Source organism: Camelimonas fluminis (genome assembly GCF_014656355.1).
GTDB classification, from domain to species: domain Bacteria; phylum Pseudomonadota; class Alphaproteobacteria; order Rhizobiales; family Beijerinckiaceae; genus Camelimonas; species Camelimonas fluminis.
In genome coordinates this window covers 129559-155001 of record NZ_BNCG01000001.1, presented here as the reverse complement: position 1 = coordinate 155001, position 25443 = coordinate 129559, and the positions used below count along the sequence as shown (strand labels likewise).

The following is a 25443-nucleotide window of genomic DNA, read 5'->3' as shown; positions in this document are numbered from 1 at the left end:
GCTGTCAGTAGCCTGAGCTTATTCATGCCTCCTGGCGGCGACAATGCGCCATCAGGGAGCATGACATGGAAACGGGATTTCAGACGCCACGGGATTACAACGGGCGCGACGAATACTGGCAAAACGAACACTGGCAAAACGAAAACTTGCGGAACATGGAGCCGGTCGATGACGCCCCGACCCGCGCTGCGCTCGCCATCGTCTCGCGCATGCCGGCGCCGCCCTGCGCCCTGTTGCTGGGCTGGCGGCTGCTGCGCGCCGATGGTCCGGCCGGCCGCATCCGCGTCGCTTTCGACGGGCGGGCCGATTTTCGCAACCCGGCCGGCATGATTCAGGGCGGCATGCTCGCCGCCATGCTCGACGACGCCATGGGGCCGGCCATTCTCATCCACACGGGCGGCGCGCGCTTCGGCGCGACCATCAGCATGGCGGTCCATTACCTGGCCCCGGCGGCGCCCGGCCCACTGGCGGCGGAAGCCCGCGTTTTGTCGTGCGGGCGCACCGTCGCCTTCATGGAAGGGCGTCTGTTCGCAGCCGATGGACGTCTGCTTGTCCAGGCCTCGGCCAGCGCGCGCCTGGCGCCCCTGCCCGTCAAGGCCTGAACGGCTCCCGCAAACGAAAACGGGGCGCAGCCGCGCCCCGCTCCATCACCGTGAAAGTTCCGCGCTCAGCGCGAGAACTTCTTGTACTGGATGCGCTTCGGCATCACCGAGTCGGCGCCGAGGCGGCGCTTCTTGTCGTTTTCGTAGTCCTGGAAGTTGCCTTCGAACCACTCGACATGGCTGTCGCCCTCGAAGGCGAGCATGTGGGTGGCGATGCGATCGAGGAACATGCGATCGTGGCTGATGACCACGGCGCAGCCGGCGTAGTCTTCCAGCGCCTCTTCCAGCGCGCGCAGCGTGTCGATGTCGAGGTCGTTGGTCGGCTCGTCGAGCAGCAGCACGTTGGCGCCGGACTTCAGAATGCGGGCGAGATGCACGCGGTTGCGCTCGCCGCCCGAGAGCATGCCGACCTTCTTCTGCTGGTCGCCGCCCTTGAAGTTGAAGGCGCCGCAATAGGCGCGCGAGTTGATTTCCTTCTTGCCGAGGTAAATCACCTCGTTGCCTTCGGAAATCTCTTCCCACACCGTCTTGTTGTCATCCAGGGCGTCGCGCGACTGGTCGACATAGCCAAGCTGCACGGCGTCCGCGATGGTGATCTTGCCTTCGTCGGGCTGCTCGGCGCCGGCGATCATGCGGAACAGCGTCGACTTGCCGGCGCCGTTGGGACCGATGACGCCGACGATGCCGCCCGGCGGCAGCTTGAACGACAGATCGTCGATCAGCATCTTGTCGCCGAAGCCCTTCTTGATGCCCTCGAACTCGATGACCTTGTTGCCGAGGCGCTCGGCCACCGGGATGATGATCTGGGCCGTGGACGGCGACTTCTCGTCCTGCTTGGCCAGCAGCTCCTCATAACGCTGGATGCGCGCCTTGCTCTTGGTCTGGCGGGCCTTCGGCGAGGCGCTGATCCACTCGCGCTCGCGATCCAGGGCGCGCTGGCGCGATTCTTCCTCGCGACCTTCCTGCTTCAGGCGCTTCTGCTTCTGTTCCAGCCAGGAGGAATAGTTGCCCTCGTAAGGGATGCCGCGACCGCGATCCAGCTCCAGAATCCAGCCGGTGACATTGTCGAGGAAGTAACGATCGTGGGTGACGATCAGGATGGCGCCCGGATAGGTGCGCAGATGGCCTTCCAGCCAGTTCACCGTTTCGGCGTCGAGGTGGTTGGTCGGCTCGTCGAGCAGCAGCAGTTCGGGCTGCTCCAGCAGCAGGCGGCACAGGGCGACGCGGCGACGCTCGCCGCCGGAGAGCTTCTCCACGTTCCAGTCGTCCGGCGGGCAGCCGAGCGCTTCCATGGCCTGGTCGACCTGGCTGTCCAGATCCCACAGCCCCAGAGCCTCGATCTGGTCCTGCAACTCGGTCATTTCATCGGCGGTCTCGTCCGAATAGTTCATGGCGAGTTCATTGTAGCGATCGAGGATCGCCTTCTTCGCCGCCACGCCGTCGAGCACGTTTTCACGCACGGTCTTGTCCGGATCGAGCCACGGCTCCTGGGAGAGGTAGCCGACGCGGGCGCCCTCTGCGACCCAGCCGTCGCCGGTCCAGTCCTTGTCGATGCCCGCCATGATCTTGAGCAGGGTCGATTTACCGGCGCCGTTGACGCCCAGCACGCCGATCTTGGCGTCGGGGTAGAACGACAGGTTGATGTTCTCCAACACCTTCTTGCCGTTCGAATAAGCCTTGGTCAGGCCCCGCATGTGATAGATGAACTGACGTGACATAAACTCGGCTCCACCCCCTGAAGGGGCGCTGAAGGGACTGGGCCGGCGCACGGCCGGCGCGGTTCGGGAAAGCTACCGCCTATCTAACGGTCGTCCCCCCCAATCGCAAGGCGCGGCGGGATTCTGGCGGCGTTTTGGCGCGTTTCCGACGTCTTCCCGACCTGGGCGGCCGATAGCGGACCCGGAGTCGTTCAGGACAAGCCGGAACGGACGCCGCTCCGGCTTGTCCTGTTTCGGGCGAATTCTGGTCGACGGGCGGTTTTCGTCTGGTCGACAGGCGCTCCGGCCCCGCACAAGACAGGCTTCTGGCGCGACATTCTTCCTTTGCATCCGGCCGGCGGACATGCACTGCTGTTGCGGGAAGCCCGGACAACAGGGCGACGCGGCCGATGGCTGGTCACAAGCGCCAGTTCACGACAATCGCAGGAGGAACGCAGATGAGCGCGGAGACGGGCGACCGGTCGCCGAAAGCGGGCATGCTGGGCCTCGATGGCCTGCTGCCGGAGCAGCTCTCCCGCCGGGGCTTCGTGGTGATGACGGCGCTGATGAGCGGCTTCACCATGGCCACGGCCCACGCCCAGGCCAATCCACCGGTGAAAACACCCGCCGACGGTCTGGTGGCCGGCGAGGTCAAAATCCCGGTGAAGGACGGCGACATCCCGGCCTACCGGGCCATGCCCGAAGGCGCCGGCCCCTTCCCCATCGTGCTGGTGATCGAAGAAATCTTCGGCGTGCACGAATATATCAAGGACGTTTGCCGCCGGCTGGCCAAAGCCGGCTATCTGGCGGTCGCGCCGGAGCTTTACGCCCGGCGCGGCGACATCTCCAGGGTCACTGACGTCCAGGCGCTGCTGCGCGATTTCATCGCGAAAACGCCGGACGCGGAGGTGATGTCCGATCTGGATGCGACAGCGGCCTGGGCGGCGCAGCACAAGGGCGACGCGCAACGACTTGCCGTCACCGGCTTCTGCCGCGGCGGGCGCGCCGTCTGGCTGTACGCCGCCCACAATCCGGCGTTGAAGGCCGGGGTCGCCTGGTATGGTCCGGTGGGCGGGCAAACGTCGCCGATCCAGCCAAAGACAGCGCTGGACGTGGCCGGCGAGCTGAAGGCGCCGGTGCTCGGCCTGTATGGCGGCGCCGACACCGGCATTCCGGTCGCCAGCGTCGAGGAGCTGAAGAAAAAGGCGCAGGCGGCCGGCAAGACGGTGGAGCTGGAGATCTTCCCCGACGCGCCGCACGCCTTCCACGCCGATTACCGGCCGACCTGGCGCAAGGAACCGGCGGAGGCTGGCTGGAAACTGATGCTGGCGTTTTTCAAAAAGCACGGCGCGGCGTGACCGGCGCTGGCGCCGCGAGCCGGGAACTGCGGGGACGGACGGCTGGATGCGTCTGGCCGTTACCTGCGGGGTAATCGCCCCGGCGCCGGCTTTGGGGCGATATGTGCGAAACCCGCATCGGGCCGCCAGCAGACCCCGGCGAGGACATGGCCGGCCTCTGGCGCGGCTGGCAGGCCCTGTTACAACCGGCAAATCGCCCGTGAAACCGGCGTCAAGGCAAAAACAGGGCAAAGCCCGGTTCAAGAGGCAACGAACGGGAGCGTCATGAGCGCACGACAGCAATCACACCAGCCAGGCGTGCGGCAACGGGGCTGTTCCCCGTCTGCGGACGCAACGTCCCAGGAGCCCCGCCCATGACATCCACAACAGAAACCTCCGAAACCGCCCTGCTCGCAGCCTCGGCCCGACGCGGCTGGATCGTAGTGGCCGCCGCCTTTGTCGTCATGTTCTGCGGCCTTGGCGGCCTCTACGCCTTCCCGGCCTTTTTCAATGCCTTGCAGCAGGACTTTTCCGCCAGCCGCGCCGCCTTGTCCTGGGTGTTTTCCGGCGCCGTGGCGCTGTATTTCGCCATTGGCGTCGTCAGCGGCCCGCTCACCGACAGGCTGGGCGCCCGCCCGGTGGTGCTCGGCGGCATCGCGCTTGTCGGCTTCAGCCTGATGTTCGCCGGCATGGCCACATCCATCGCCATGGTGGCGCTGGCCATCGGCCTCGGCGTTGGCCTCGGCATCGGCTTTTCCTACGTGCCGGCGGTCAGCGCCGTGCAGCGCTGGTTCCTGGTTCGGCGCGGCTTCGCCTCCGGCATCGCCGTGTCCGGCATCGGCCTCGGCACGCTGATCATGCCCAAGGTCGCCGAGTATCTGGTGACGAACGTGGGCTGGCGCGGCGCCTACACCATTCTTGGCCTGTTCGTCGTGCTGGCCGGCGGGGCGGCGGCGCTGTTCGTCGACAACGCGCCTGAAAAGCGCGGCATGGCGCCGGACGGCAAGCTGCTGCATGGCCCCCTGCCCTCGCGCCACGAACTCCCCGGCATGAGTCTCGGCGAAACCGTCCGCTCATCCCAGTTCCGCATCTTTTACCTCGCCTCGGTGCTGGCCTCGGTGGGCCTGTTCATCCCCTTCGTCCACCTGACGCCGTCAGCCCAGGACAGGGGCGTCGACCCGTCGACCGCCGTGACCCTGTTCGCGCTCATCGGCATCGGCTCCACGGCCGGGCGCTTCCTGATCGGCGGCGTCGCCGACCGCATGGGCCGCCGGCGCTCGCTGGCGTTGATGTTCCTGGGTCTCGGCCTGATGATGGGCTGGTGGATTTTCGCCAGCAGCGCCATCGGCCTCGCCGTTTTCGCCCTGGTGTTCGGCCTGTGCTACGGCGGCTATGTCGCTTTGGCGCCCGCGCTGCTGGTCGATGTGTTCGGCCCCCGCAACGCCAGCGGCGTCATCGGCGTCAGCTACACCGCCGCCGCCCTTGGCTCGCTGCTGGGGCCGCCGCTGGCGGGATACGCCTTTGACCTCACCCAGAGCTATACGGTTCCCATCGCCATCGCCGGCGTGCTGGGGCTGCTCTCGGCCCTGCTCGTCAGCCTGATGCCGGAGCCCCATCCGGCCGCCTGACGGAGCGCCCGGCGAGCAGCGCGGAAACACGCCAGTGCAACAAAAAGGGCGAGCCCGGTTCCTGTGAACCGGCCTCGCCCGGAATGTTTTCATTCTGCATCACGGGATGCGAATGCCTATATCCGACTGCCAGAGCATTTTCGGTGAAAACCGGCTCACCCAAAATGCTCCGTCTCTTTAATTTGGCGCATTCCTTTCGCGACAAGGCTCTGGAGCGCTTTCCGATCAGAATTCGCTCAAAACAAAGAGAACTGGAGCAGTTTGCGATCCAGATTGATCAAAAACTGCTCTAGCGGGTCATCTCCGCCTTCAGGTCGCGTTTCAGCACCTTGCCATTGGCGTTGCGCGGCAGCGGCTCGACGCGGATGTCGATGCGCACCGGCGTCTTGAACGCCGCCAGTCGCGCGGCGACGTGCGCGATCAGGTCCTGCTCGCTCACATCGAACCCCGGCTTCAACTGGACGACGGCGCCCACCTCCTCGCCGAGCACCCGGTGCGGCAGGCCGACCACCGCCGCGTCCATGACCGCCGGGTGGGTATACAGCGCGCTCTCAACTTCCGTGCAATAGATGTTCTCGCCGCCACGGATCACCATGTCCTTGGCGCGGTCGAGGATATAGATGAAGCCTTCCTCATCGATGCGCACCAGGTCGCCGGAATGCAGCCAGCCGTCAGAAAAGCTCTTCGCTGTCTCTTCCGGCTTGTTCCAGTAGCCCTTCACCACGTTGGGGCCCTTGATCCAAAGTTCGCCGATCTCGCCCGGCGGAACGTCGGCGCCGTCGGGGCCAACCACCCGCACCTCGCAGACCGGCACGGGCATGCCGACGCTGTCGGGCTTGCGCAGATATTCCAGCCCCTGGTTCTGCGACGTGACCGATGAGGTTTCGGTGAGGCCATAGCCATTGCCGGCGCCAGCCGTGGGAAAGGTCTTCTTGACCAGTTTGGGCAGCTCAGCCGGCGCTGGCGCGCCGCCATAAGACACGGCCTCCAGGCTCGACAGGTCATATTTGTCGAAATCCGGGTGCTCGATGATCTGCCAGGCGATGGCCGGCACGCCGGTAAAGCCGCTGACCTTCTCCCGCTGGATCAGCTCCATGCCGCGACGCGCATCCCATTTGTACATCAGCACCAGCTTGTTGCCGGACAGAATGGTGGGAACCATCGCCGAGTGGCAGCCGGTGACATGGAACAGCGGCACCGGCAGCAGGAAAGCTTTTTTCGGCAATGTCGCCGGATCCGGCAGGCTTTCCCCCGCCAGCAACAGCGATTTGGCCTTTCCATAGCCGACGGTGATCTGGTTCGAACATATATTGCGGTGCGTGCCCAGCACGCCCTTCGGCATGCCGGTCGTGCCGGACGTATAGAAGATGGTGGCGTCGTCATCCGGCGCGATCTCCGCCTCCGGCAGGCTGGAGCCATCGGCGGGACTGACGACGTCCTCCCACGGAATGACCCCGGCGCCGAAGGGCTTTTCCGGCCGTGTTCCGATCACTGCCCGCATCGGCAGCGCGGCGAGCTGGTCGCCGAGGCTGTCGATGCGTTCGCCGTCGGCAACCAACACCGTCGCGCCGGAATCGTTCAGGCAATAGGCCAGTTCGTCCGCCGTCATCCAGGCGTTGAGCGGCGTCGCCAGGGCGCCAATGGCCGTGGCCGCCCAGAAGGCGATCGACCACTCCGGATAGTTCCGCATGGCGATGGCCACCCGGTCGCCCTTGCGCACGCCAAAGCGCGTGACCAGCGCTGTCGCCAGCGAGCACACGGCGTTGAAGTGCTGGCGATAGGTGAGACGTTCATCCTCGAACACGATGCAGTCGGCGTCGCCAAAAGCGGCGCTGGCCTCGATGATGGCGCGCAGGCTCGGCGGCGCGTTTTTCCAGACGCGCGTCGGCAGGCCGCGAATGTCGATCGTCTCAAACGCGAACGGCGCGTCCGGGGCCGTGAGTTGCGCCATTGCCCCAGCCGGCGACATGGCGAATGCGCCGGCAGCGAATCCCTGGGATGTGGCCGAAGCAGCTTCTGCCATCACGTATCCTCACCTGTATTTGTGATTTGCCATATTTTGGGGGAGTTGACCCCAATCAGCCGGTCACGGCAAGCAATCCGCGGCCTAAATATGTGGCCAAGCCGCAACACCTACACAGTCACGGCGCAACTCCGCCACATTGCCGGCGCCCTCTTCAGCGGATTTGGCCACATTGCGTATAGCCATCATCAAAATTTTTTCGCCAAACGCGCCGGAATTCTGAATCTTTCCAAAGGCAAGCCATGGCCAATCCAGCAACAGGAGGCTGGCGCCGGGGTGATGCCTCCCGTTCAAAATTGCACAATCCAAAATCTGGAACATGAAAGTCTTGGTTATTGGAATAATTTTCCAAATTATAACATTTTTGTGACAGATATTATAAATAAAAACTACGATCAACCACACATCTTCATGATATCCGCGCCTTTGCATTGCGTCAGCTCTTGTTGCAAGACTGTCATATCGCGCCGCTATCCCCTCGACAGCCGGCGCCAAAAGTCCGGAAACGCACAAATTCGTCATTGGGCCGAGGGCGCCCATACTTCTGGAGTTTCCATCGTGAGCATCGTCAGAGCGCTTCTGCTCGGTTCCGTCGCGTCCCTTGGCGCTGTCGCTGGCGCCAATGCCGCCGACCTTCCCATGACGAAGTCGGCCCCCGTGGAGTATGTGAAGGTCTGCAACACCTTCGGCCCTGGATTCTTCTATATTCCCGGCACGGACACCTGCATCCGCATCGGCGGCCGCGCCCGCTTCGAATACCAGTATTCGGGTCCGTTGAAGACGATCAACGCCGACAAGTCGAGCTATCGCGCCCTCGGCCGCCTGCAGGTCGACGCCCGCACCAACACCGAATGGGGCGCGCTGCGCACCTTCGTCCGCTTCGAAATCGCAAGCCGCACCGGCGGCTGGCCGCTGCGCTCCGGCACCGCCGAGCGCACCGCCCAGGCGTTCTTCGCCACCGGCGTCGACACCTACGGTCGCGCCCAGAAGTATGTTGAAGTCGACAAGGCCTTCATCCAGTTCGCTGGCCTGACTGCCGGTCGTTTCGGCTCGTTCTATGACTTCTACGGCCACGAACTTGAGCTGATTGGCTCCACCACCAGCTCCGACGTCCAGAGCACCAACGGCATCGCCTACACCGCCAAGCTCGGCAACGGCTTCAGCGCCACGGTTTCGGTGGAAGACCCCACCTTCCGTCGCCAGCCGATCTATTCGTCCGGCAACACGGGCGCGATCATCACCGGCGGCAAGTACTACGCCAACGTCGGCGCCAGCTTCAACCCGATCACCGGCCTGCCCACCAGCTACGCCTCGGTTGACAGCTCCCAGCGCCTCAATGTGCCCGACTTCGTCGGCGTGCTGCGTCAGGATGGTTCGTGGGGCTCCGCCCAGCTTTCGGGCGCCCTGCATCAGGTCAGCCTCGGCAACTTCGCCACCGCCGGAACGGCTGGCACATACGCCACCCCGGTCCGTCCGGACGCCGCCTGGGGTTATGCCGTTCAGGCCGGCGTGAAGTTCAACCTGCCGTTCATCGCCAAGGGCGACCAGCTCTGGCTGCAGGCCGCCTACGGCAAGGGCGCCATGTCCTACACCGGCGTCAGCGCCATGCTTGGCGGCGACACCTTCACCGGCCAGAACCTCGGCCGCTTCACGGTCAATACGGTTGACGGCTACGTCAATGCCTTCGGCGACATCAAGCTGAGCACCAGCTGGACCCTCACCGCGGCCTTCCTGCACTACTGGACCCCCACCGTCCGTCAGGCCGTGTTCGCCAGCTATGGCCAGCTTGAGTACGGCAGCGGCGCCCGCAGCGCGGTTGGCCCGCTCTACGCCGGCCTCGGCGGCGCGCTGATCCCGGCCAACCTCGCGTTCACGCCCCAGCAGACCGTCAACTACAACAACAACTCCGCCCTGCGTGACTGGAGCGTCTTCAACGTCGGCACCAACCTCGTCTGGTCGCCGGTCAAGGACCTCGACATCGGTGCCGAGGTCAACTTCGCGCAGGTCAACATCAACAACGGCCGCGTCACCGACCAGAACAAGAACATCAGCTACCGCGTCAACGGCGTGAACTACGCCAAGACGACCAACATGGACTACGTCTGGCAGGGTCGCATCCGCATCCAGCGCGACTTCTGATTGTTGCAGCTCACTCCGGACTGCGGGGGGCCTTCGGGCCCCCCTTTTTTTGCAGGATGGGCAACAGCGCGCGCGCTTCGCCCGCGGCCGCGCCCGCCGGCTCCCGGCGCTGCTTTCGCCGGCTGACGGCCGGTCCCAGGTCATCGTCCGCCAGAGCGTTGTCCAGGGGGCATGTCCAGCGCGCGTGGCGGCCGGCCGTGAACTGCGCCCGGCTCACTGGCCACAACCTTCAGCCACCGTGTAGAAACAGGAAGCGGACAACCCGCCCACTCCGCCGTCTTTCGCGGACCGGACCACATCCGGGCAGGAACCGCGACCGAAAAGCCAGGCTACCGGACGCTGGCAGGCGCGCCGGACCGGCGCCCTGCCCCTGCCGGCGCCCCGACGTATTCCCCAGGCAAGGCGGCGTAGCCTCGCCCGGAACGCACCGCCAGGATTCCGTCTTCATGTCGTTTGCTCCCGCGCCGCGCCCTGACTCCCGCGTCTTCTATGGCTGGTGGATCGTGGCGGCGATGACCGTGCTGCTCACCACCATCGGCGGTCTGGCTTTCTATAACCTGTCGGTGCTGCTGCAGGCTTTCGTGGCCGAGCGCGGCTTCCCGGTCGCCATGGCCAGCAACGCGACGGCCCTGTTCTTCCTGTCATCAGGCATCGCCGGCATCGTCACTGGCCGGTTCATCGACCGGATTGACGCCCGATACTTCGTCATCTGCGCGGCGACGCTCAGCGCCTTCGCCCTCTCCGCCATCGGCTGGGTGCGTACGCCATGGCAGCTTTACCTGTTTTACCTGCTGTTTGGCCTGGCCTATGGCGGTTGCGGCCTGGTGCCGGCCATGACCCTGCTCACCCGCTGGTTCGACGCCAGGCGGGCAACGGCGCTGTCCATCGCCATGACCGGCCTGTCGCTGGGCGGCGCGCTCATCACCCCTGTCACAGCCTGGCTCATTGCCCGCGTCGGCCTCGACGGCGCCGGCCCCTGGCTCGGCGCGGCTTTCTTCATTGGCGTCGTGCCGCTCACCCTGCTGGTGTTGCGCCCCTCGCCTGAAAGCATGGGCCTCAATCCGGATGGCGTCCCGGTCCGTCCGGGCCAGAAACCTGGCCTGGTGCGCACCGGCTTCACCTGGCCGCAGGCGCGCGCCAGCCGCTTCTTCTGGGGCCTGTCCATCGCCTACGTCTTCACCATGTCGGCGCAGGTTGGCGGCATCGCCCATCTGTTCAGCATGATCGCCTCGCGCGCCGGCCACGATGCGGCGGCGCTGGGAGTTTCACTGCTCGCCTTCGCCAGCATTACCGGCCGGCTGAGCGGCGGCGTCATCCTGCTGCGGGCGCCCAGCCTGCCGTTCACGCTGATCTCGATGTTCTTCCAGGCGGCGGCGTTGCTGCTGGTGTCATTCAGCCAGGACCGCATCCTGCTGCTGACAGCAGTGGTGCTGTTTGGCCTGCCCGTCGGCAACCTGCTGATGATGCAGCCGCTACTTGTCGCCGAGGCATTCGGGACACGTGAATATGGCCGGATTTACTCGGCCCACACGCTCATCACCATGGCCGGCGTTGCTGGCGGCCCCATGATGCTGGGCCTGCTGCACGACGCGTTTCACGACTATGGGGCGCCTTATCTTTTTGCCGCCATACTGGGTTTTTCCGGCTGCGTGACCCTGGTTCTCGCTGGGCGACCGCCAAAGTCGCCCGCCGCGCCACAGTAAAGCGTTTGGCGAAAGACGCGCAAACATGCGTAACATGCGCCTGTGCGCGACGATTGACGTAACTGACAAGACTTGCGCACACTCTATCCGCCATGTAACCAGCCATATTATTGACCGCTCTATCCTGACGGGCGTCTGATCTCACGGAGGGGCCAGTGACACGGCGCGCCGTGCTGCGAAGGGGACCGTCTGGCGTGACGGGGGTGACCGGTTTGGGGCTGTTTTCAGATCGTGGGGAGCGCAAGAGCCTTCCCTTCGCCCAACGCCTGCTGTGGCTGGTCATTTCCCTGATCGTTCCCGCGCTCGTCATTGCGGCGGGCGGCCTGTATTCGGCCTATGACGCGGAAAAAAGCGCCACGGAAGAGATCCTGCTGCAAACGGCGCGCACCCTCGCCCTTCACCTCGATCGCGAGCTGAAGAAGCTCGAGACATCGGTTCAGGTCGTGGTGCAGCAACCCCTTCCCGCCACCGACCACCAAGCGGCGTTGCGCCGCCGGATCAATGAACAGACCTTGCTGGAAGGCGTGCGGATCTCCCTCGAACGCGCCAGCGGCGAGCTGGAATTTTCGGAGAGCGAGACGCTGACAGCGCTCCGCGGGACGCCGGCCCGCCACCGTGCGCTACATGACGCCCTGCTCACCGGCAAGCCGGTGATTTCCATTCATCCGGCGCCCTCGGTCGATGGCCGCGTGGTGATCATCGACGCGCCGTTTCCGGGCGATGGCCCCGAGCGTCGCATCATGAGCGCCGAGATCAGTTCCTCGGTCCTGGCCCGCTTCCTTGCCGGCAACGGTTTCGGCTCCAGCGAATGGAACGGCGCCGCCGCTGGCCCACTCGGCGACATCGTCGCCCGCACCCGGAACGACAACCTGTTCAGCGAGCCGCTGGCCCCACCGGCCCTGCGCGTGCAGATGGGACAGCACGACGAAGGGGTGATCAATCTCGAACGGCAGGGCCAGGCGACGTCAACCGCCGTGTTCAGCAAAACGCCGCGCTATGGCTGGTACTTCATCCTCGCCTACCCGCAGCACCGGCTGGAAGCCGCGTTCAACCGCTCCCTCGCCTGGCTGGGCGCCCTCGCGCTCGTGGCCGTGCTCGGTCTTCTGCACGTCATCTATCTGTCCCGGCAGCTCCTGCGGCCGGTGGCCCGGCTCACCGCATCCGCCGGCCGTCTGGCGCGCGGCGACATCATTCCCGGTCGCCGCACCGGCGTCACGGAATTCGATGAGGTGCAGCGGGCGCTCCGCGACGCCTCGCACCAACTGGCCCGGCGCAATGCGGAGCGGGACCAGGTTGAGGCCATGCTGCGCGCCAGTGAACAGCGTCTGCGCCTGGCGATGGAAGCCAGCGAGCTGGGCGCCTGGAGCTTTGACCCCGAAACCAATGAACTCACCGGCTCCGACCGCAGCCGCGTGCTGATGGGCATTCCCGCCGGCCGGCTTGATCTGCATACCCTGGGCGCCGCCCTGCACCCCCAGCATCGCGCCGAGCACTTCAACGCCATCGCCAGGGGGATCGGCGGAGGCGAACAGTTCATCGTCGAGATCTGCGTGCAGTGGCCGGACAGCACCACGCACTGGATTGAGGTGCGGGGCCGGCCCGTCATGCGGGCAAGCGGGCCGCCCACCGTCGTCGGCCTCGTGCAGGAAATCACCGAACGCCGCACGGCGGCCGACCGGCAGCGCATGCTGTTGCGGGAGCTGAACCACCGGGTGAAAAACTCGCTGGCGACCGTGCAGTCGATCGCCCTGCTGACCCGCCGCTCCACCGCCGCCGACCAGGCCTGGGAAGCCTTCGAGGAGCGGCTGGTGGGCCTGGCTAAGACCCACGACCTACTGACCGCCAGCGACTGGCGCGGCGCCTGGCTGGACGAGGCGCTCGCCTCGGAACTGAAGCCGTACCAGAACGCCGCCCACACCCGGATCATGACCGAGGGCCCGCGCATCCGTCTGCGTCCGCGCGCCACCCTGACCCTGTGCATGTGCTTCCACGAGCTGGCGACCAACGCCGCCAAATACGGCGCGCTGTCGACCGACGCCGGCCGCGTACAGGTCGCCTGGTCCATCACGCCGCCGGCGGGATCAACGCCGGCGCAACTGGTGCTGACCTGGAAAGAAAGCAGTGGCCCCGAGGTGAAGCCGCCAACCCGGCAAGGCCTCGGCTCCCGGCTGCTCGATCGCGGCCTGCGCCGTGAACTGGGCGGCAAGGTGGAGATGACCTATGCCCCATCCGGGGTCGAATGCCACATCGAGTTGCCGCTCGACGCCATCGCCGCCGTCAGCCTTGACAACGCCGCCTGAGGCGCGCGCCTCAGACCCGTTCCGGTTGTGGCGGCGACCTGAACGGAAGCCGCCTCCAGCAAAAAACCCGGAGAAGCCGTGGCTCTCCGGGTTTCTTACCTTGATTTCAGGCCGTCTTGCGCGCGCCTTGCCCGGCGTCGGGGCCGCACCGCCACGCGTCTGACGAGGACGCCGGGTCAGTCGCCGGCCGGTCCGAAGTTGCCGCCCATGCTGCGCCGCAGCTTGGCCATGCCGCCAATCCAGCGGTCGTAGTTTTCCGTCTTCTTCCGCATGTAGCCGAGCACCTGGGCGTGCGGCAGGATCAGGAAGCGCTCCTCGTCCAGCCCCTCCACCACCACGTCGGCCAGTTGCGCCGGGGTCAGCACGCCGTCCACGTGCTGCGGGCCTTCGCCGCCGGCGCGCAGCATCGGCGTATCCACCGCCTGCGGGCACAGCATCGACACGCGGATGCCGGCGTCACGGTGAGTGATGGCCAGAATCTCGCCGAAACCGACGGCGGCGTGCTTGGTTGTGGCGTAAACGGCGCTGCCGATCTGCGACAGCAAGCCGGCGGCCGAGGCGGTGTTGAGGAAATAGCCGCCGCCACGCTGGGCCATGCGCGGAACCAGCGCCCGCGCCGCATAGACGTGGGCCATCACATTGACGTCCCAACTCTTCTGCCAGATGTCGTTGCCAGCCGCGCCGACGAAATTTGGATCGGAGCGGCTGAAGTCGCCGATGCCGGCGTTGGAGCAGAACAGATCGATGGGGCCGAAACGCTTCTCGACATCGTCGATCATGGCGACCAGTTGCGCTTCATCGGAAACGTCGCAGCCGTAAGCGGCGCTGGCGCCAATCTCGCCGGCCGCGGCCTTCACCTTGGCTTCATTGATGTCGCAGACAATCACGGCCTTCGGATTTTCCTTCAGGAACCGCTGGGCCAGCCCCTTGCCGATGCCGTCGGCCCCGCCCGTGATCACCACCACCCTGTCGGCAAGCTTCATGGAAAACCCCTTCTGCGCAGGCGCGCGCTTTTCCGGAAAAGCGATGCGCCGCCCTGCTGGAAAACCGCGTCGAACCAAAAAAGAAACGCAAATCCGGCCCTGCGGCCGGCTTTGCCCTGAGCCGCGTCAGTAACCGTTGGCGCGGGCCAGACGATCAGCATGGAAATTGCTGTCGCCCAGCAACTCCTGCGCCACCCGGGCGCGCTTCATGTAGAGGCCAATGTCGAAGGCGTCGGTCATGCCGTTGCCGCCATGCATCTGCACGCCCTCCTGCACCGCCAGCTCGGTGCTGGCTCCAGCGCGGGCCTTGGCCACCGCCACGATGGTCGCCGCCTTCTCCGGGCTGGCGTCAAGCGTCTGAAGCGCCTTGATGACGGCGGCCCGGGTCACTTCCAGTTCGCTGAACAAATGCGCCGAGCGATGCTGCAAGGCCTGGAACTCGCCGATGATGCGGCCGAACTGACTGCGCTCCTTCACATATGCCTGAGCGATGTCGAAGGCCTGGCCGCCGACGCCAGACAGCTCCGCCGCCAGCACGGCGCGGCCGACGTTCAGCACCCGCTCCAGCAGCTCATAGCCGCCATCGACCGGCCCCAGCGCCGCGTCGGCGTCAACCTGGACATTGTCGAAGTTGACGCGCGCGGCGTTGTGGGCGTCGACCATCACCGTGCGCTCACGGCTGACGCCGCCAGCATCGCCGGCGACGAGGAACAGGGTCAGCCCCTGGGTTTCGCCCGGCTGGCCAGAGGTGCGCGCCGCCACCACCAGCAGATCGGCCACATGGCCGTCGACCACGAAGGTCTTGGCGCCGTTGAGGGTAAAGCCGTTGCCGGTGCGGGTCGCCTGCAGCGCCGTCTTCTCCGGCCGATGCTTGGCGCCTTCGTCGACGGCCAGGGCGCCGATGATCTCGCCGCCGGCGATCTTCGGCAGCCACGCCGCTTTCTGGGCGTCCGAGCCGCCGTTCAGCAGCGCGCTCGCCGTCAGCACGGCGGTGGACAGGAACGGCGTCGCCGCGAGGTTCCGGCCGATCTCCTCGGCCACAACGCCCGCCTCCACATGGCCGAGGCCAACGCCGCCGAAATCCTCCGGGATCAGCACGCCGGCAAAACCCATCCCCGCGAACTGCTTCCACAGCTCGCGTGAGAAACCGTCGGCGACATTGGCGTCGCGCAACTGGCGCAGCGCCGCCACCGGCGCCTCGCTGGCGAGGAAGCTGCGGGCCGTGTCGCGCAGCATGGTCTGTTCGTCATTCAGCACAAGCGCCATGACTTCTGTTCCTGTTACATGGCGGCGTCTCGACCGGCCTGCCGCCGGGAAACGCCGCGTCTGTCAAAACAACGGGCGAAACACCGGGAGCGCGTTACGCGCCCGGCAGCTCCAGAATGCGCTTGGCGAGGATGTTGAGCTGCACCTCGGAAGTGCCGCCCTCGATCGAGTTCGCCTTGGTGCGCAGCCACGCGCGCGGCGCCGCGCCGTGCTCGGACCGATCGCTTTCCCACTCCAGCGCGTCAGAGCCGCCCGAGGCCATCAGCGTCTCGTGACGGCGCTTGTTCAGTTCCGAACCATAATATTTCAGCAGCGAGGAATAGGCGCCGTGGATCTCGCCGCGCTTCGCCATGTCGCCAGCCCGCTCCATGGCGAACTCGAAGGCGATTTCATCCACCTCAAGACGGGCGATCTGGCCGCGCAACAGATTGTCGTCGAGCAATCCCTGATCGTTGAGACCAACATGAGCGGCGGCGACCTCATGCACCGGCCGGTGGGCGCGCCCACCCATCGAGCTGATTGAATTGCGCTCGTGAGTCAGGAGGTATTTGGCGATTTCCCAACCCTTGTTCGGAATGCCGACCAGTTGGTCCTTCGGAACCTTCACGTCGTCGAAGAAGGTCTGACAGAACGGCGACTTGCCGGAAATCAGCAGGATCGGCTGGGTGCTGACGCCAGGCGAGGCCATGTCGAACAGCAGGAAGGAAATGCCTTCGTGCTTGGGCGCCTTGGGATCGGTGCGCACAAGGCAGAAGATCCAGTCGGCCTTGTCGGCGTAGCTGGTCCAGATTTTCGAACCGTTGACGAGGAAATGGTCACCCCTGTCCTCGGCGCGGGTTTGCAGGGAGGCGAGGTCAGAGCCCGCGCCCGGCTCGGAATAACCCTGGCACCAGCGGATCTCGCCGCGCACGATTGGCGGCAGATACTTTTTCTTCTGTTCCTCGGAGCCGTACTTCAACAGCGCCGGGCCAAGCATCCAGAGGCCAAACGACGACAGGGGCGAGCGGCAGCCGAGGTCGCGCATTTCCCCGGCGAGGATCTTGGCCTCGTCGCGGGACAGTCCGCCGCCGCCATATGCGGCCGGCCACTCCGGCGCGGTCCAGCCCTTCGCGCCCATGCGCTCCAGCCAGACGCGCTGGGCGTCATTGCGGAAAGTCGGATTGCGCCCACCCCAGACGGTGTCTTCCTCGTCCTCGGTCGGCGTGCGCATCTCGGCCGGGCAATTCGCCTCCAGCCATGCGCGGGTTTCGGCGCGGAATGTCTCAAGATCAGCCATCATGCCCTCGTCATGAAGACGGGCCGTCTGGGGAACGACAGGATCGCTGGCCTTGCCCAGCCGCCCGCCTCCCGACCGACCCGCGCGCCGGAACCCCTGTTCCGGCCTGTGCCCCACCAGACGGCCCAACCGCCGGCGGCGCGCTTCTGGGGCATGTCCGGTGAAACCTGGCTCGCCGGACATGCCCCAGTTTGTCGAGTTGACGCATTTTTCCGACGAAAAGCGGATTCCACTTTTCCCGAAAATGCGCGGGCGCCCGGGCGTCCTGCGACCAGGACGCCCGATCGCGCTCAATCCATGGTCACCACAACCTTGCCCATGGCCTTGCGGGCCGCCAGGTGGGCGATGGCGTCGCCAGCCCGCGCCAGCGGGAACCGCTCGGACACGTGCGGCTTCACGAGGCCGCGCTTGTAGAAGTCCATCAGTTCCGCGACGCTTTCGGCGAAGCCGTCATTGTTGCGAGCAACCCAGGCGCCCCAGAACACGCCGATCACCTGACAGGACTTGAGCAGGGTCAGGTTCAGCGGCAGCAGCGGAATGCCAGCCGGGAAGCCGACGACGAGGAAGCGGCCTTCCCAGGCGATGGCGCGCAGCGAGGCTTCGGCGTAATCGCCGCCGACGCCGTCATAGATCACGTCGGCGCCATGCTCGCCGCAGGCGTTCTTGAACAGCTCGGCCAGCTTCTTCTTGCCGTCCTTGTCGAATGGCCCCTGCGGATAGATCACCACGTCATCGGCGCCGTGCGCCTTGACCAGATCCGCCTTGTCCTGGCTTGAGACGGCGCCGATCACCCGCGCGCCCATCGCCTTGCCCAGTTCGACAGCAGCGAGGCCGACGCCGCCCGCGGCGCCCAGCACCAGCAGGGTTTCGCCCGCCTTGAGCTGACCGCGCTCCTTCAGCGCGTAGTGGGAGGTGCCATAGGTCAGGATGAACGCCGAAGCTTCATCGAACGGCATCTCATCGACCATGGGGATGCAGCGGAAACCGTCCACCAGCACCTTCTCGGCCATACCGCCGTGTCCGGTCGAGCCGATGATGCGGTCGCCAACCTTGACGCCCTTCACTTCAGCGCCGACCGCCTCGACCACGCCGGCCACCTCGCCGCCGGGCGAATACGGACGCTGCGGCTTGAACTGGTACCTGTCCTCGATCATCAGCGTATCGGGGAAGTTCACGCCGCAGGCCTTGACCGCGAGCAGCACCTGCTTCGGACCGGGAACCGGATCCGGAACCTCCTCAAGAACCAGGGTTTCGGGCCCGCCAACGGCCTTGCTGAGGATCGCCTTCATTCTGTGCTGCTCCGTCCTTTTGACTGCCATGCGACGCCCTGCAGCATGCAGGGACGTCGCTCTTGCATGGTGTGCGGCCGCGCCGGCCGCGTTGCTGGTTAAACGCCCGTCCGCCGCGGATCAGACCACGGTGACGCCGCCGTCGATGATCAGGGACTGCCCGGTCATGAAATTGCCCGCCGGGCCCGCGAGGAACACCGCCGCGCCGGCGATCTCATCCGGAATGCCAATGCGGCGCAGCGGCGCCGTCGAGGTCGTGCGGGCGAGATTGTCCGGGTCTTCCCACAGCGCCTTGGCGAAATCGGTCTTGATCAGGCCCGGCGCGATGCAGTTCACGCGGATATTGTCGGGGCCGTACTCCGCCGCCAGATTGCGGGCGAGCTGCATGTCAGCCGCCTTCGAGATGCAATAGGCGCCGATGACCGTCGAGGCGCGCACGCCGCCAATCGACGAGACAATGATGACGCAGCCGTCCTTGCGGGCGCGCATCTGCGGCGCCGTCATCTGGATCAGCCAGTGATTGGAGACGATATTGTTGTCGAGAATTTTGCGGAAGGCGTCGTCCGGCAGCTTCTCCATCGGCCCATAGAACGGGTTGGAGGCGGCGTTGCACACCACGATGTCGATGCGGCCCCATTTGGCGTTGGTGGCGTCGACTAGGCGTTGCAGCTCTTCCTTCTCCGAAATGTTGGCGGGAACCGCGATCGCCCGCTCCTCGCCGTGCCGGTCGTTGATGATTTTCGCCACCTCCTCGCACGGCCCCGGTTTACGGGAGGAAATGACAACCCTGGCGCCGTGTTCGGCCATGCGCTCGGCGATAGCGCGGCCGATGCCGCGGGACGAACCGGTGATGAGCGCGACCTTGCCGGTCAGATCAAACAATGTGGTCATGGACGCTTCCTGTCTCCCTGAAACATGGCGCGCCGGAGTGGCGCAGGGGCGCGGCTTTTGTCCGTCTGCCCAAAGATCCGCGGACCGGAGCAAAACCGGAGCGCACTGGCCCGGGCCTTGCCCAATCCCGTTAAATGAACGCGCTTTTCCAGCGAAGCGGCGCGCGCTTCACTGGAAAAGGCGACGGGGGATGGCGGCGACCAGGCCGCCATCCCATAACGTCAGGCTCCGGCCTTGACCGCGTAGGCCCAGGCCATGTCGGCCAGCGGTTCGGCGCGCTTGCCGGCCTCGGCCGCGCGCGGGCTGTTGGCCGTGCCGTCGCGAACGCGGCCGGCAATGCCCTGGGAAATCGCCGACAGCCGGAACAGGTTGTAGGCGAAGTACCAGTTCACGTCCGGGATGCCGGTGCGGCCCGTGGCCTTGCAATAGATCTCGATGACTTCATCAACGTCAGGGATCCCCAACTCCCTGAAGTCGACGCCGCCCAGCGAAGCGCGCCCGTCGTGCTGCATCACCCAGCCCATGATGACATAGGTGAAATCGGCCAGCGGGTCGCCCAGGGTCGACAACTCCCAGTCGAGGATCGCGCGCACGCGCGGCTCGGTGGGGTGGAAGATCATGTTGTCGAGACGGTAATCGCCGTGCACCACCGAGGTATGGGTCTGCTCGGGGACGGTGCAGGGCAACCACTCGATCAGCTTTTCCATCGATTCGAAGCGCGATGTCTCCGAGGCGCGGAACTGCTTGGTCCAGCGGTCGATCTGGCGCGAGAAGTAATTGCCCGGCTTGCCGAAATCCGCCAGGCCAATGGCTACCGGATCAAGGTTGTGCAACTTCGCCAGGGTTTCGATCTCGTCGCGGTACATCACCGCGCGCTGCTCCTTCGGCACGCTTGGCAGCGTGCCGTTCCAGAACACCCGGCCCTCCTCCATCGACATGACGTAGAACATCGTGCCGATGACGTCGTCGTCCGTGCACAGCGCATAGGCGCGCGCGACCGGGAAATCGACCGTGTTCAGCGCCGAGAGCACCCGGAACTCGCGGTCCACCGCATGGGCGGAAGGCAGCAGCTTGCCCGGCGGCTTGCGCCGCAGAACGTATTTGCGCGACGGGGTGATCAGGCAATACGTCGGGTTCGACTGCCCGCCCTTGAACTGCTCGACGGTGAGCGGGCCCTGATAGCCCTCCACATTGTCGGCGAGCCAGACGGCGAGACGCGCCTCGTCGAAACGATGGCGCTCCTCAACCGGCTTGGTTCCGGAGAAAACCTCCTCCGCGACTTCCTTCTTATCCAGCACTTCAGTGTTATCCTGCGTTGGAATGACGTGCGAACTCGATGCGGGCGATGGCGCGGTTGTGCACTTCGTCCGGACCATCGGCGAGGCGCAGGGTGCGGATGTGCGCCCACTTGAAGGCCAGGCCGAAATCGGTGGTGACGCCGCCGCCGCCATGGGCCTGGATGGCGTCGTCAAGGATCTTGAGCGCGATGCGCGGGCCGGCGACCTTGATCATGGCGATCTCGAGCGCGGCGGCCTTGTTGCCGACCTTGTCCATCATGTCCGCCGCCTTGAGGCAGAGCAGACGGGTCATTTCGATGTCGGTGCGGGCCTCGGCGACGCGCTGCTCCCAGATCGACTGCTCGGACACCTTCTTGCCGAAAGCGACGCGCGACTGCAGGCGCTTCACCATCTTCTCCAGCCCAACCTCGGCGACGCCGATGGTGCGCATGCAGTGATGGATGCGGCCCGGTCCGAGGCGGCCCTGGGCGATCTCGAAGCCGCGGCCTTCGCCGAGGATCAGGTTTTCCGCCGGCACGCGCACATTGCGCAGGATGACTTCGGCGTGGCCGTGCGGAGCGTCGTCATAACCGAAGACCGGCAGCATGCGGACGACTTCGATGCCGGGCGCATCCATCGGCACGAGGATCTGCGACTGCTGCTGGTGGCGTGGGGCCGACTTGTCGGTCTTGCCCATGACAATGGCGACCTTGCAGCGCGGATCACCCACGCCGGAGGACCACCACTTGCGGCCGTTGATGACGTAATGATCGCCATCGCGGACGATTTCCGTCTCGATATTGGTGGCGTCGGAGGACGCGACCTCCGGCTCGGTCATCAGAAAGGCCGAACGGATCTCACCGTTCATCAGCGGCTTGAGCCACTTGTCCTTCTGCGCCCTGGTGCCGTAGCGGTGCAGCACTTCCATATTGCCGGTGTCAGGCGCCGAGCAGTTGAAGGCTTCCGAAGCGATGCCGTAGCGGCCCATCTCCTCGGCGCACATGGCGTATTCGAGGTTGGTGAGGCCAGCGCCGCGATATTCGCCTTCGTCATGCTCAGGGTTGGGGGCGAGGAACAGGTTCCACAGGCCCTCGGCCTTCGCCTTGGCCTTCAGGCCTTCCAGCACCTGGGAGACGCGCCAGCGATCCTTGCCGACGAGGTCCATTTCCTTGACGTATTCGGCTTCAGCCGGAACGATATTGTCCTGGATGAACTTGCGGACACGGTCGCGCCAGTACGACTCACGCTCGGTGATGGTGAAATCCATCTCGTTTCCTCTCCCGTTAGCGCCGGGGCTTTGCGCGACCCGGTCGTTCCCTTTTCTGCCTGGCAAGGATTACCAGCAGGGGCCAGTCCTGAGAACCGATATTTTTTATGCAGGAATTATGCTGCCAGAAATCACGTTGCACGGAAACCGGCGGGAACGCCAGCCCCGCGCCATGGATGCGCCATACCGGCTGCAGCGCTGGCTGCATGGCTGCGGGCGCCCGCCGGCACCGGGCGGGTCGCTGGCGCGAACATCATGGCGGTCGGGATCGAAGCGCGCCACCCTCCCAGCTTGACTCCGCTCGCCGGCTCTGAAAATCCGGAACAAAATATTTGATCAGATATTCGGGGAGAACGATCCTGGAGTCGCCAGCCCAAACCACCGCCGACGCCGGCGCTGCGCAATCCGCCGCGCCGCCGTCCCTGCTCGCCTCTTTCAACGGCGCCCCGCCGCCAGCGCCAGCATGGTTTGACGACGCCATCAGGCATGCCCCCGCGCGCGATTTCGTCGAGGTGCGCGGCGCCCGCGTCGAGATGCTGACATGGGGTGAGCGCGGCAAGCCGGGCCTGCTGTTTCTCCACGGCAACGGCGCCCACGCCGACTGGTGGAGCTTCATCGCGCCATTCTTCGCCGCCGACTACCGGGTGGCCGCCATGTCGTGGACCGGCATGGGCAATTCAGACCACCGCGCGCAGTACGATCTCGATGTTTTCGTCGAAGAGATCATGACGGTGGCCCGCGCCGCCGGGCTGTTCGACGCCGGCAAGCCCGTGTTCGTCGGCCACTCCTTTGGCGGCCTGCCGCTCACCGCCTGCGCCTCCCGCCATGGCGCGGAGATCGCCGCGGCGATCACCGTCGACTCGCCGGTCATGTCGCCTGAGCGCCGTCGCGACCGGCGTTCAAGGCGCGGCCCGCTGAAGACGCCGCAGCCCAACCGGGTCTACCCGACCTGGCAGGAAGCCATGAACCGCTTTCGCTTCCAGCCCGTCCAGCCCTGCGACAACCTCTATATCGCTGATTTCATTGCCCGCGGCTCGCTGAAGCAGGTCGCGGCCACGGCGGACAGCCCGGCCGGCTTCACCTGGAAATTCGATCCGTTCATGTGGAAGGGCTACCACGACGGCGCGCCGCACATCGACATGTCGACGGCGCAATGCCCGGTGGCCATGATCTTCGGCGAGAAATCGATCTTCCTGACCGAGAAGATCATTGACTACGCGCTTGAAGTGGCGCCGCCTGGCTCACCTTGCGTGATGATCCCGGAGGCGCATCATCACATCATGGTCGATCAACCGCTGGCTTTTGTTTCGGCCCTGCGCGGCCTGCTGGCCGGCTGGCCGCGCTGAACGGCGCGCCGCCGGGCCCCATGGCGGCGTGGCCGCCGGGCGCGTTGGTCTGGGGTCCGCGCGAATCGGCGTGACGGGGGCCGGCCCGGCCACAGGAGACAGGCCATGGATCTTCATCTGACAGGACGCAAGGCGCTGGTCACCGGCGCCTCCAAAGGCATCGGCCTCGCCATCGCCCGGCAACTGGCGGCGGAAGGCTGTCGGCTTGTCCTCGCGTCCCGGGACGAAACCCGGCTGGAAGCGGCCAGATCAGCGATCCTCGCCGAAACGCCGGGCGCGGACATCGCCATTCTCGCCGCCGACATCGCCCGCGACGCCAGCGCGGCGGTGCTGGCCGACGCCCATTGCGACGCCGACATTCTGGTCAACAACGCCGGAGCGATTCCACAGGGAACCCTGCAGGAGGTCGACCAGCAGCGCTGGCGCGAAGCCTGGGACCTGAAGGTATTTGGCTTCATCGGCCTGACCCGCGCCTTCTACGCCCGCATGGCGGCGCGGCGGGCCGGCGTCATCGTCAATATCATTGGCATGGGCGGCGAGCGGCTTGACGCCCACTACATCACCGGCGCCGCCGGCAACGCCTCGCTGATGGCCTTCACCCGCGCCCTCGGCGGCGCCAGCCACCGCGACGGCGTCCGCGTCGTCGGGATCAATCCAGGCCCCATCGCCACGGATCGCATGGAAACCCGGCTGCGCGCCCATGCGGAGCGCCAGTTCGGCGACGCCGGGCGCTGGCGCGAGCTGACGGCGGACATGCCGTTCGGCCGCCCTGGCGCTCCGGAAGAAATCGCCGCCGCCACGGCCTTTCTCGCCAGCGACCGCTCGGCTTATACAACGGGTGCGATTCTCACCATCGACGGCGGCCTCGCAAACGCCTCCTGAGCGCCCGCCGCGCGCAAATTCCCGCCCATTCCCGGCATTGCGGTCATCGCCGCGCCGGAGGATGCGCCCGACCGCGAAGGACTTCCCCTTGACGACCGACGTCTCCCCAGGCGCTCTTCCCCCAGGCGCCCCGCCCCAAAGCGACGCGCCGAAAAGCAACGCCCGCTCCGTCCTCATCGAAACCGGCGAATGGGCCGGCTGGCGACGGCCGGACCGCGACACCTTCGACACCCGCTCTGGCCCGTTCTACCACCGCCGTGATCCCGACGGCGCGGTGCGGTGCGCCTTCCAGATCGAGAAGCGCCACCTTAACGGCATCGACGTCGCGCACGGCGGCTGTCTGGTGACCTTCGCCGACCACGCCATCTTCATGTTCGCCCTCGACCACCTGCGCGGCGGCCCCTCGGTCACCGTGTCGCTGAACAGCGAGTTCATCGGCGCCGCTTATGTCGGCGAAATTGTCGAGGCCACCGGCGAGGTTCTGAAGGCCGGCGGCTCGGTGCTGTTCGTGCGCGGCGTGCTGAAGGTGGGCGAGCGCGTCATCCTCAACTACTCGGGCGTCATCAAGAAGCTGAAGCCGAAAGCCGCCATCCCGACCCCGCGCGATCCCGACCAGGGCGTGGACTGAAACCGGATCGCAAACGCGCGCGCATGCCGGCCCGCCGGGATGCGGCGTCGCCCGCGCATGTGCTTGCCGATGCGTCAGCAATGCCGTGGCCCGGCGCTTCCAGAGTGAAAATCCGTTCGCCCTGAAACGGAGTTTCGCCCTGTCTCATTGAATTGAACCGCTCCCTTCAGCCGGAACGACGTCGTTTCGGCTGAAGGCGCTTCAACGCGCCGCCTCCAGATTGGTGATAACCCGCCGGTTCTGGGCGGTGCAGGAGGCGTCGGTGCAGGCGCGGACGATGCGCTGCTTCTCGCGGCCATAGGATTTGGCCCGCAGCCGGCCCGCAGCCACGCCCTTCGACACCAGATAAACCATCACGACCTCCGCCCGCTGCTGGCCGAGAGTCATGTTGCTTGCGTCCGTGCCCGGATCATCGGCGAATCCCTGGATCTTGGCGTTCCATTTCGGAAAGCGCTTCAGCCAGGCCGCCTGATTGTCCAGGGTGTCGCGGGCGATGTTGGTGAGTTGCGCCGATCCTTCCGTGAAGAAGACTCGGCGGCCCACATTGACGATGAAATCTTCATTGCCGCCTGGCTGGACATTGACGCCGGCGCCGACCGGCGCGTCGGTGACCTTGCCCGTCGGCGTCGCTGGCGGCGCCCAAACGGCGGGCGTGGCCTTCGGCGGCGCTGGCTGTGTGGCGACCGGCTGCGCCATCGCAGGAGCGGACGTGGGAGCGGGAGCACCACCCTGCGCCACTGGCGCGGCCTGCTGCTTCCCGGTCAGGCTGGCGAAGTTGAAGCGTTCGGCGGCGCAACCGCCCAACATCATCGCCAGGGCGACTCCCGCGATCATGGTGGCGGCGCCGGATCGGATCATGGTCATGGAGATGGCCTGCAAGACAGGAAGCGGATCAGGGCCGACGCCGGA

General features: G+C 65.9%; 20 protein-coding genes. 9 read left to right on the top strand and 11 right to left on the bottom strand.

Going from position 1 to position 25443, the window contains the following annotated elements; genetic code table 11:
- Positions 1–65: 65 nt before the first annotated feature.
- On the top strand, positions 66–602 hold the full coding sequence (locus IE243_RS00685; protein WP_308432007.1) for a PaaI family thioesterase: 537 nt from the start codon (positions 66–68) through the stop codon (positions 600–602).
- Positions 603–667: 65 nt separating this feature from the next.
- Here the strand turns inward: IE243_RS00685 and ettA are convergent, their stop codons facing one another.
- A complete protein-coding gene (ettA, locus tag IE243_RS00680) occupies positions 668–2320 on the bottom strand; it encodes an energy-dependent translational throttle protein EttA (RefSeq protein ID WP_191317427.1) in 1653 nt (550 codons plus the stop codon).
- 476 nt (positions 2321–2796) lie between these two features.
- On the opposite strand from ettA, the gene IE243_RS00675 reads away from it, so the two are divergent.
- Both IE243_RS00675 and IE243_RS00670 read left to right on the top strand, forming a co-directional pair.
- Positions 2797–3657, top strand: a complete 861-nt coding sequence (locus IE243_RS00675; RefSeq protein WP_191317879.1) for a dienelactone hydrolase family protein — start codon at positions 2797–2799, stop codon at positions 3655–3657.
- Between the two features lie 353 nt (positions 3658–4010).
- A complete protein-coding gene (locus IE243_RS00670; protein ID WP_191317426.1) occupies positions 4011–5264 on the top strand; it encodes an MFS transporter in 1254 nt (417 codons plus the stop codon).
- 289 nt (positions 5265–5553) lie between these two features.
- Here the strand turns inward: IE243_RS00670 and IE243_RS00665 are convergent, their stop codons facing one another.
- On the bottom strand, positions 5554–7287 hold the full coding sequence (locus IE243_RS00665) for a class I adenylate-forming enzyme family protein (protein ID WP_191317425.1): 1734 nt from the start codon (positions 7285–7287) through the stop codon (positions 5554–5556).
- An 84-nt stretch (positions 7288–7371) separates the two neighbouring features.
- Positions 7372–7827, bottom strand: a complete 456-nt coding sequence (locus IE243_RS00660; protein WP_191317424.1) for a hypothetical protein — start codon at positions 7825–7827, stop codon at positions 7372–7374.
- Positions 7828–7845: 18 nt separating this feature from the next.
- Between IE243_RS00660 and IE243_RS00655 the strand changes: the two genes are divergently transcribed.
- From IE243_RS00655 to IE243_RS00645, 3 genes are all read left to right on the top strand, one after another.
- Positions 7846–9426, top strand: a complete 1581-nt coding sequence (locus IE243_RS00655; RefSeq protein WP_191317423.1) for a porin — start codon at positions 7846–7848, stop codon at positions 9424–9426.
- A gap of 446 nt (positions 9427–9872) precedes the next feature.
- On the top strand, positions 9873–11129 hold the full coding sequence (locus IE243_RS00650) for an MFS transporter (protein ID WP_191317422.1): 1257 nt from the start codon (positions 9873–9875) through the stop codon (positions 11127–11129).
- Between the two features lie 155 nt (positions 11130–11284).
- Positions 11285–13429 carry a sensor histidine kinase gene (locus tag IE243_RS00645; RefSeq protein ID WP_191317421.1) on the top strand — a complete coding sequence of 715 codons (2145 nt, stop codon included), beginning with the start codon at positions 11285–11287 and terminating at the stop codon, positions 13427–13429.
- A gap of 176 nt (positions 13430–13605) precedes the next feature.
- Here the strand turns inward: IE243_RS00645 and IE243_RS00640 are convergent, their stop codons facing one another.
- The 7 genes from IE243_RS00640 to IE243_RS00610 all read right to left on the bottom strand — a co-directional run bounded on the left by IE243_RS00640 (position 13606) and on the right by IE243_RS00610 (position 21678).
- A complete protein-coding gene (locus tag IE243_RS00640) occupies positions 13606–14412 on the bottom strand; it encodes an SDR family oxidoreductase (protein WP_191317420.1) in 807 nt (268 codons plus the stop codon).
- Between the two features lie 126 nt (positions 14413–14538).
- Complete coding sequence (locus IE243_RS00635; RefSeq protein WP_191317419.1) at positions 14539–15678, bottom strand: acyl-CoA dehydrogenase family protein; 1140 nt, start codon at positions 15676–15678, stop codon at positions 14539–14541.
- A gap of 94 nt (positions 15679–15772) precedes the next feature.
- Positions 15773–16954: an acyl-CoA dehydrogenase family protein gene (locus IE243_RS00630; RefSeq protein WP_191317878.1), complete on the bottom strand. Its 1182-nt coding sequence runs from the start codon at positions 16952–16954 to the stop codon at positions 15773–15775.
- Positions 16955–17244: 290 nt separating this feature from the next.
- On the bottom strand, positions 17245–18243 hold the full coding sequence (locus IE243_RS00625) for an NADPH:quinone oxidoreductase family protein (protein WP_191317418.1): 999 nt from the start codon (positions 18241–18243) through the stop codon (positions 17245–17247).
- A gap of 120 nt (positions 18244–18363) precedes the next feature.
- On the bottom strand, positions 18364–19134 hold the full coding sequence (locus IE243_RS00620) for an SDR family oxidoreductase (RefSeq protein ID WP_191317417.1): 771 nt from the start codon (positions 19132–19134) through the stop codon (positions 18364–18366).
- A gap of 221 nt (positions 19135–19355) precedes the next feature.
- Positions 19356–20429 carry a phosphotransferase gene (locus IE243_RS00615; protein WP_373301546.1) on the bottom strand — a complete coding sequence of 358 codons (1074 nt, stop codon included), beginning with the start codon at positions 20427–20429 and terminating at the stop codon, positions 19356–19358.
- Between the two features lie 10 nt (positions 20430–20439).
- Positions 20440–21678 (bottom strand): acyl-CoA dehydrogenase family protein, encoded by a 1239-nt coding sequence (locus tag IE243_RS00610; protein WP_191317415.1) that lies wholly within the window; start codon positions 21676–21678, stop codon positions 20440–20442.
- Positions 21679–22010: 332 nt separating this feature from the next.
- On the opposite strand from IE243_RS00610, the gene IE243_RS00605 reads away from it, so the two are divergent.
- The 3 genes from IE243_RS00605 (at position 22011) to IE243_RS00595 (ending at position 24534) form a co-directional block, all read left to right on the top strand.
- The gene (locus tag IE243_RS00605) at positions 22011–23024 is read left to right on the top strand and encodes an alpha/beta fold hydrolase (RefSeq protein WP_210319775.1); all 1014 of its coding nucleotides are present in this window, start codon (positions 22011–22013) and stop codon (positions 23022–23024) included.
- Positions 23025–23129: 105 nt separating this feature from the next.
- The gene (locus tag IE243_RS00600) at positions 23130–23906 is read left to right on the top strand and encodes a short-chain dehydrogenase/reductase (RefSeq protein ID WP_191317414.1); all 777 of its coding nucleotides are present in this window, start codon (positions 23130–23132) and stop codon (positions 23904–23906) included.
- An 88-nt stretch (positions 23907–23994) separates the two neighbouring features.
- Entirely contained in the window at positions 23995–24534 is a 540-nt protein-coding gene (locus IE243_RS00595) for a PaaI family thioesterase (RefSeq protein WP_373301521.1), read from the top strand.
- A gap of 201 nt (positions 24535–24735) precedes the next feature.
- Here IE243_RS00595 and IE243_RS00590 read toward each other — a convergent pair whose 3' ends face one another.
- Positions 24736–25398 carry an OmpA family protein gene (locus tag IE243_RS00590; RefSeq protein WP_244642561.1) on the bottom strand — a complete coding sequence of 221 codons (663 nt, stop codon included), beginning with the start codon at positions 25396–25398 and terminating at the stop codon, positions 24736–24738.
- Positions 25399–25443 lie beyond the last annotated feature (45 nt).

Coding starts and splice junctions, on each gene's coding strand:
- IE243_RS00685 (WP_308432007.1), top strand. CDS start 66: ATGGAAACGGGATTTCAGACGCCACGGGATTACAACGGGCGCGACGAA.
- ettA (WP_191317427.1), bottom strand. CDS start 2,320: ATGTCACGTCAGTTCATCTATCACATGCGGGGCCTGACCAAGGCTTAT.
- IE243_RS00675 (WP_191317879.1), top strand. CDS start 2,797: ATGCTGGGCCTCGATGGCCTGCTGCCGGAGCAGCTCTCCCGCCGGGGC.
- IE243_RS00670 (WP_191317426.1), top strand. CDS start 4,011: ATGACATCCACAACAGAAACCTCCGAAACCGCCCTGCTCGCAGCCTCG.
- IE243_RS00665 (WP_191317425.1), bottom strand. CDS start 7,287: ATGGCAGAAGCTGCTTCGGCCACATCCCAGGGATTCGCTGCCGGCGCA.
- IE243_RS00660 (WP_191317424.1), bottom strand. CDS start 7,827: ATGGGCGCCCTCGGCCCAATGACGAATTTGTGCGTTTCCGGACTTTTG.
- IE243_RS00650 (WP_191317422.1), top strand. CDS start 9,873: ATGTCGTTTGCTCCCGCGCCGCGCCCTGACTCCCGCGTCTTCTATGGC.
- IE243_RS00640 (WP_191317420.1), bottom strand. CDS start 14,412: ATGAAGCTTGCCGACAGGGTGGTGGTGATCACGGGCGGGGCCGACGGC.
- IE243_RS00635 (WP_191317419.1), bottom strand. CDS start 15,678: ATGGCGCTTGTGCTGAATGACGAACAGACCATGCTGCGCGACACGGCC.
- IE243_RS00630 (WP_191317878.1), bottom strand. CDS start 16,954: ATGGCTGATCTTGAGACATTCCGCGCCGAAACCCGCGCATGGCTGGAG.
- IE243_RS00625 (WP_191317418.1), bottom strand. CDS start 18,243: ATGAAGGCGATCCTCAGCAAGGCCGTTGGCGGGCCCGAAACCCTGGTT.
- IE243_RS00620 (WP_191317417.1), bottom strand. CDS start 19,134: ATGACCACATTGTTTGATCTGACCGGCAAGGTCGCGCTCATCACCGGT.
- IE243_RS00610 (WP_191317415.1), bottom strand. CDS start 21,678: ATGGATTTCACCATCACCGAGCGTGAGTCGTACTGGCGCGACCGTGTC.
- IE243_RS00600 (WP_191317414.1), top strand. CDS start 23,130: ATGGATCTTCATCTGACAGGACGCAAGGCGCTGGTCACCGGCGCCTCC.
- IE243_RS00590 (WP_244642561.1), bottom strand. CDS start 25,398: ATGACCATGATCCGATCCGGCGCCGCCACCATGATCGCGGGAGTCGCC.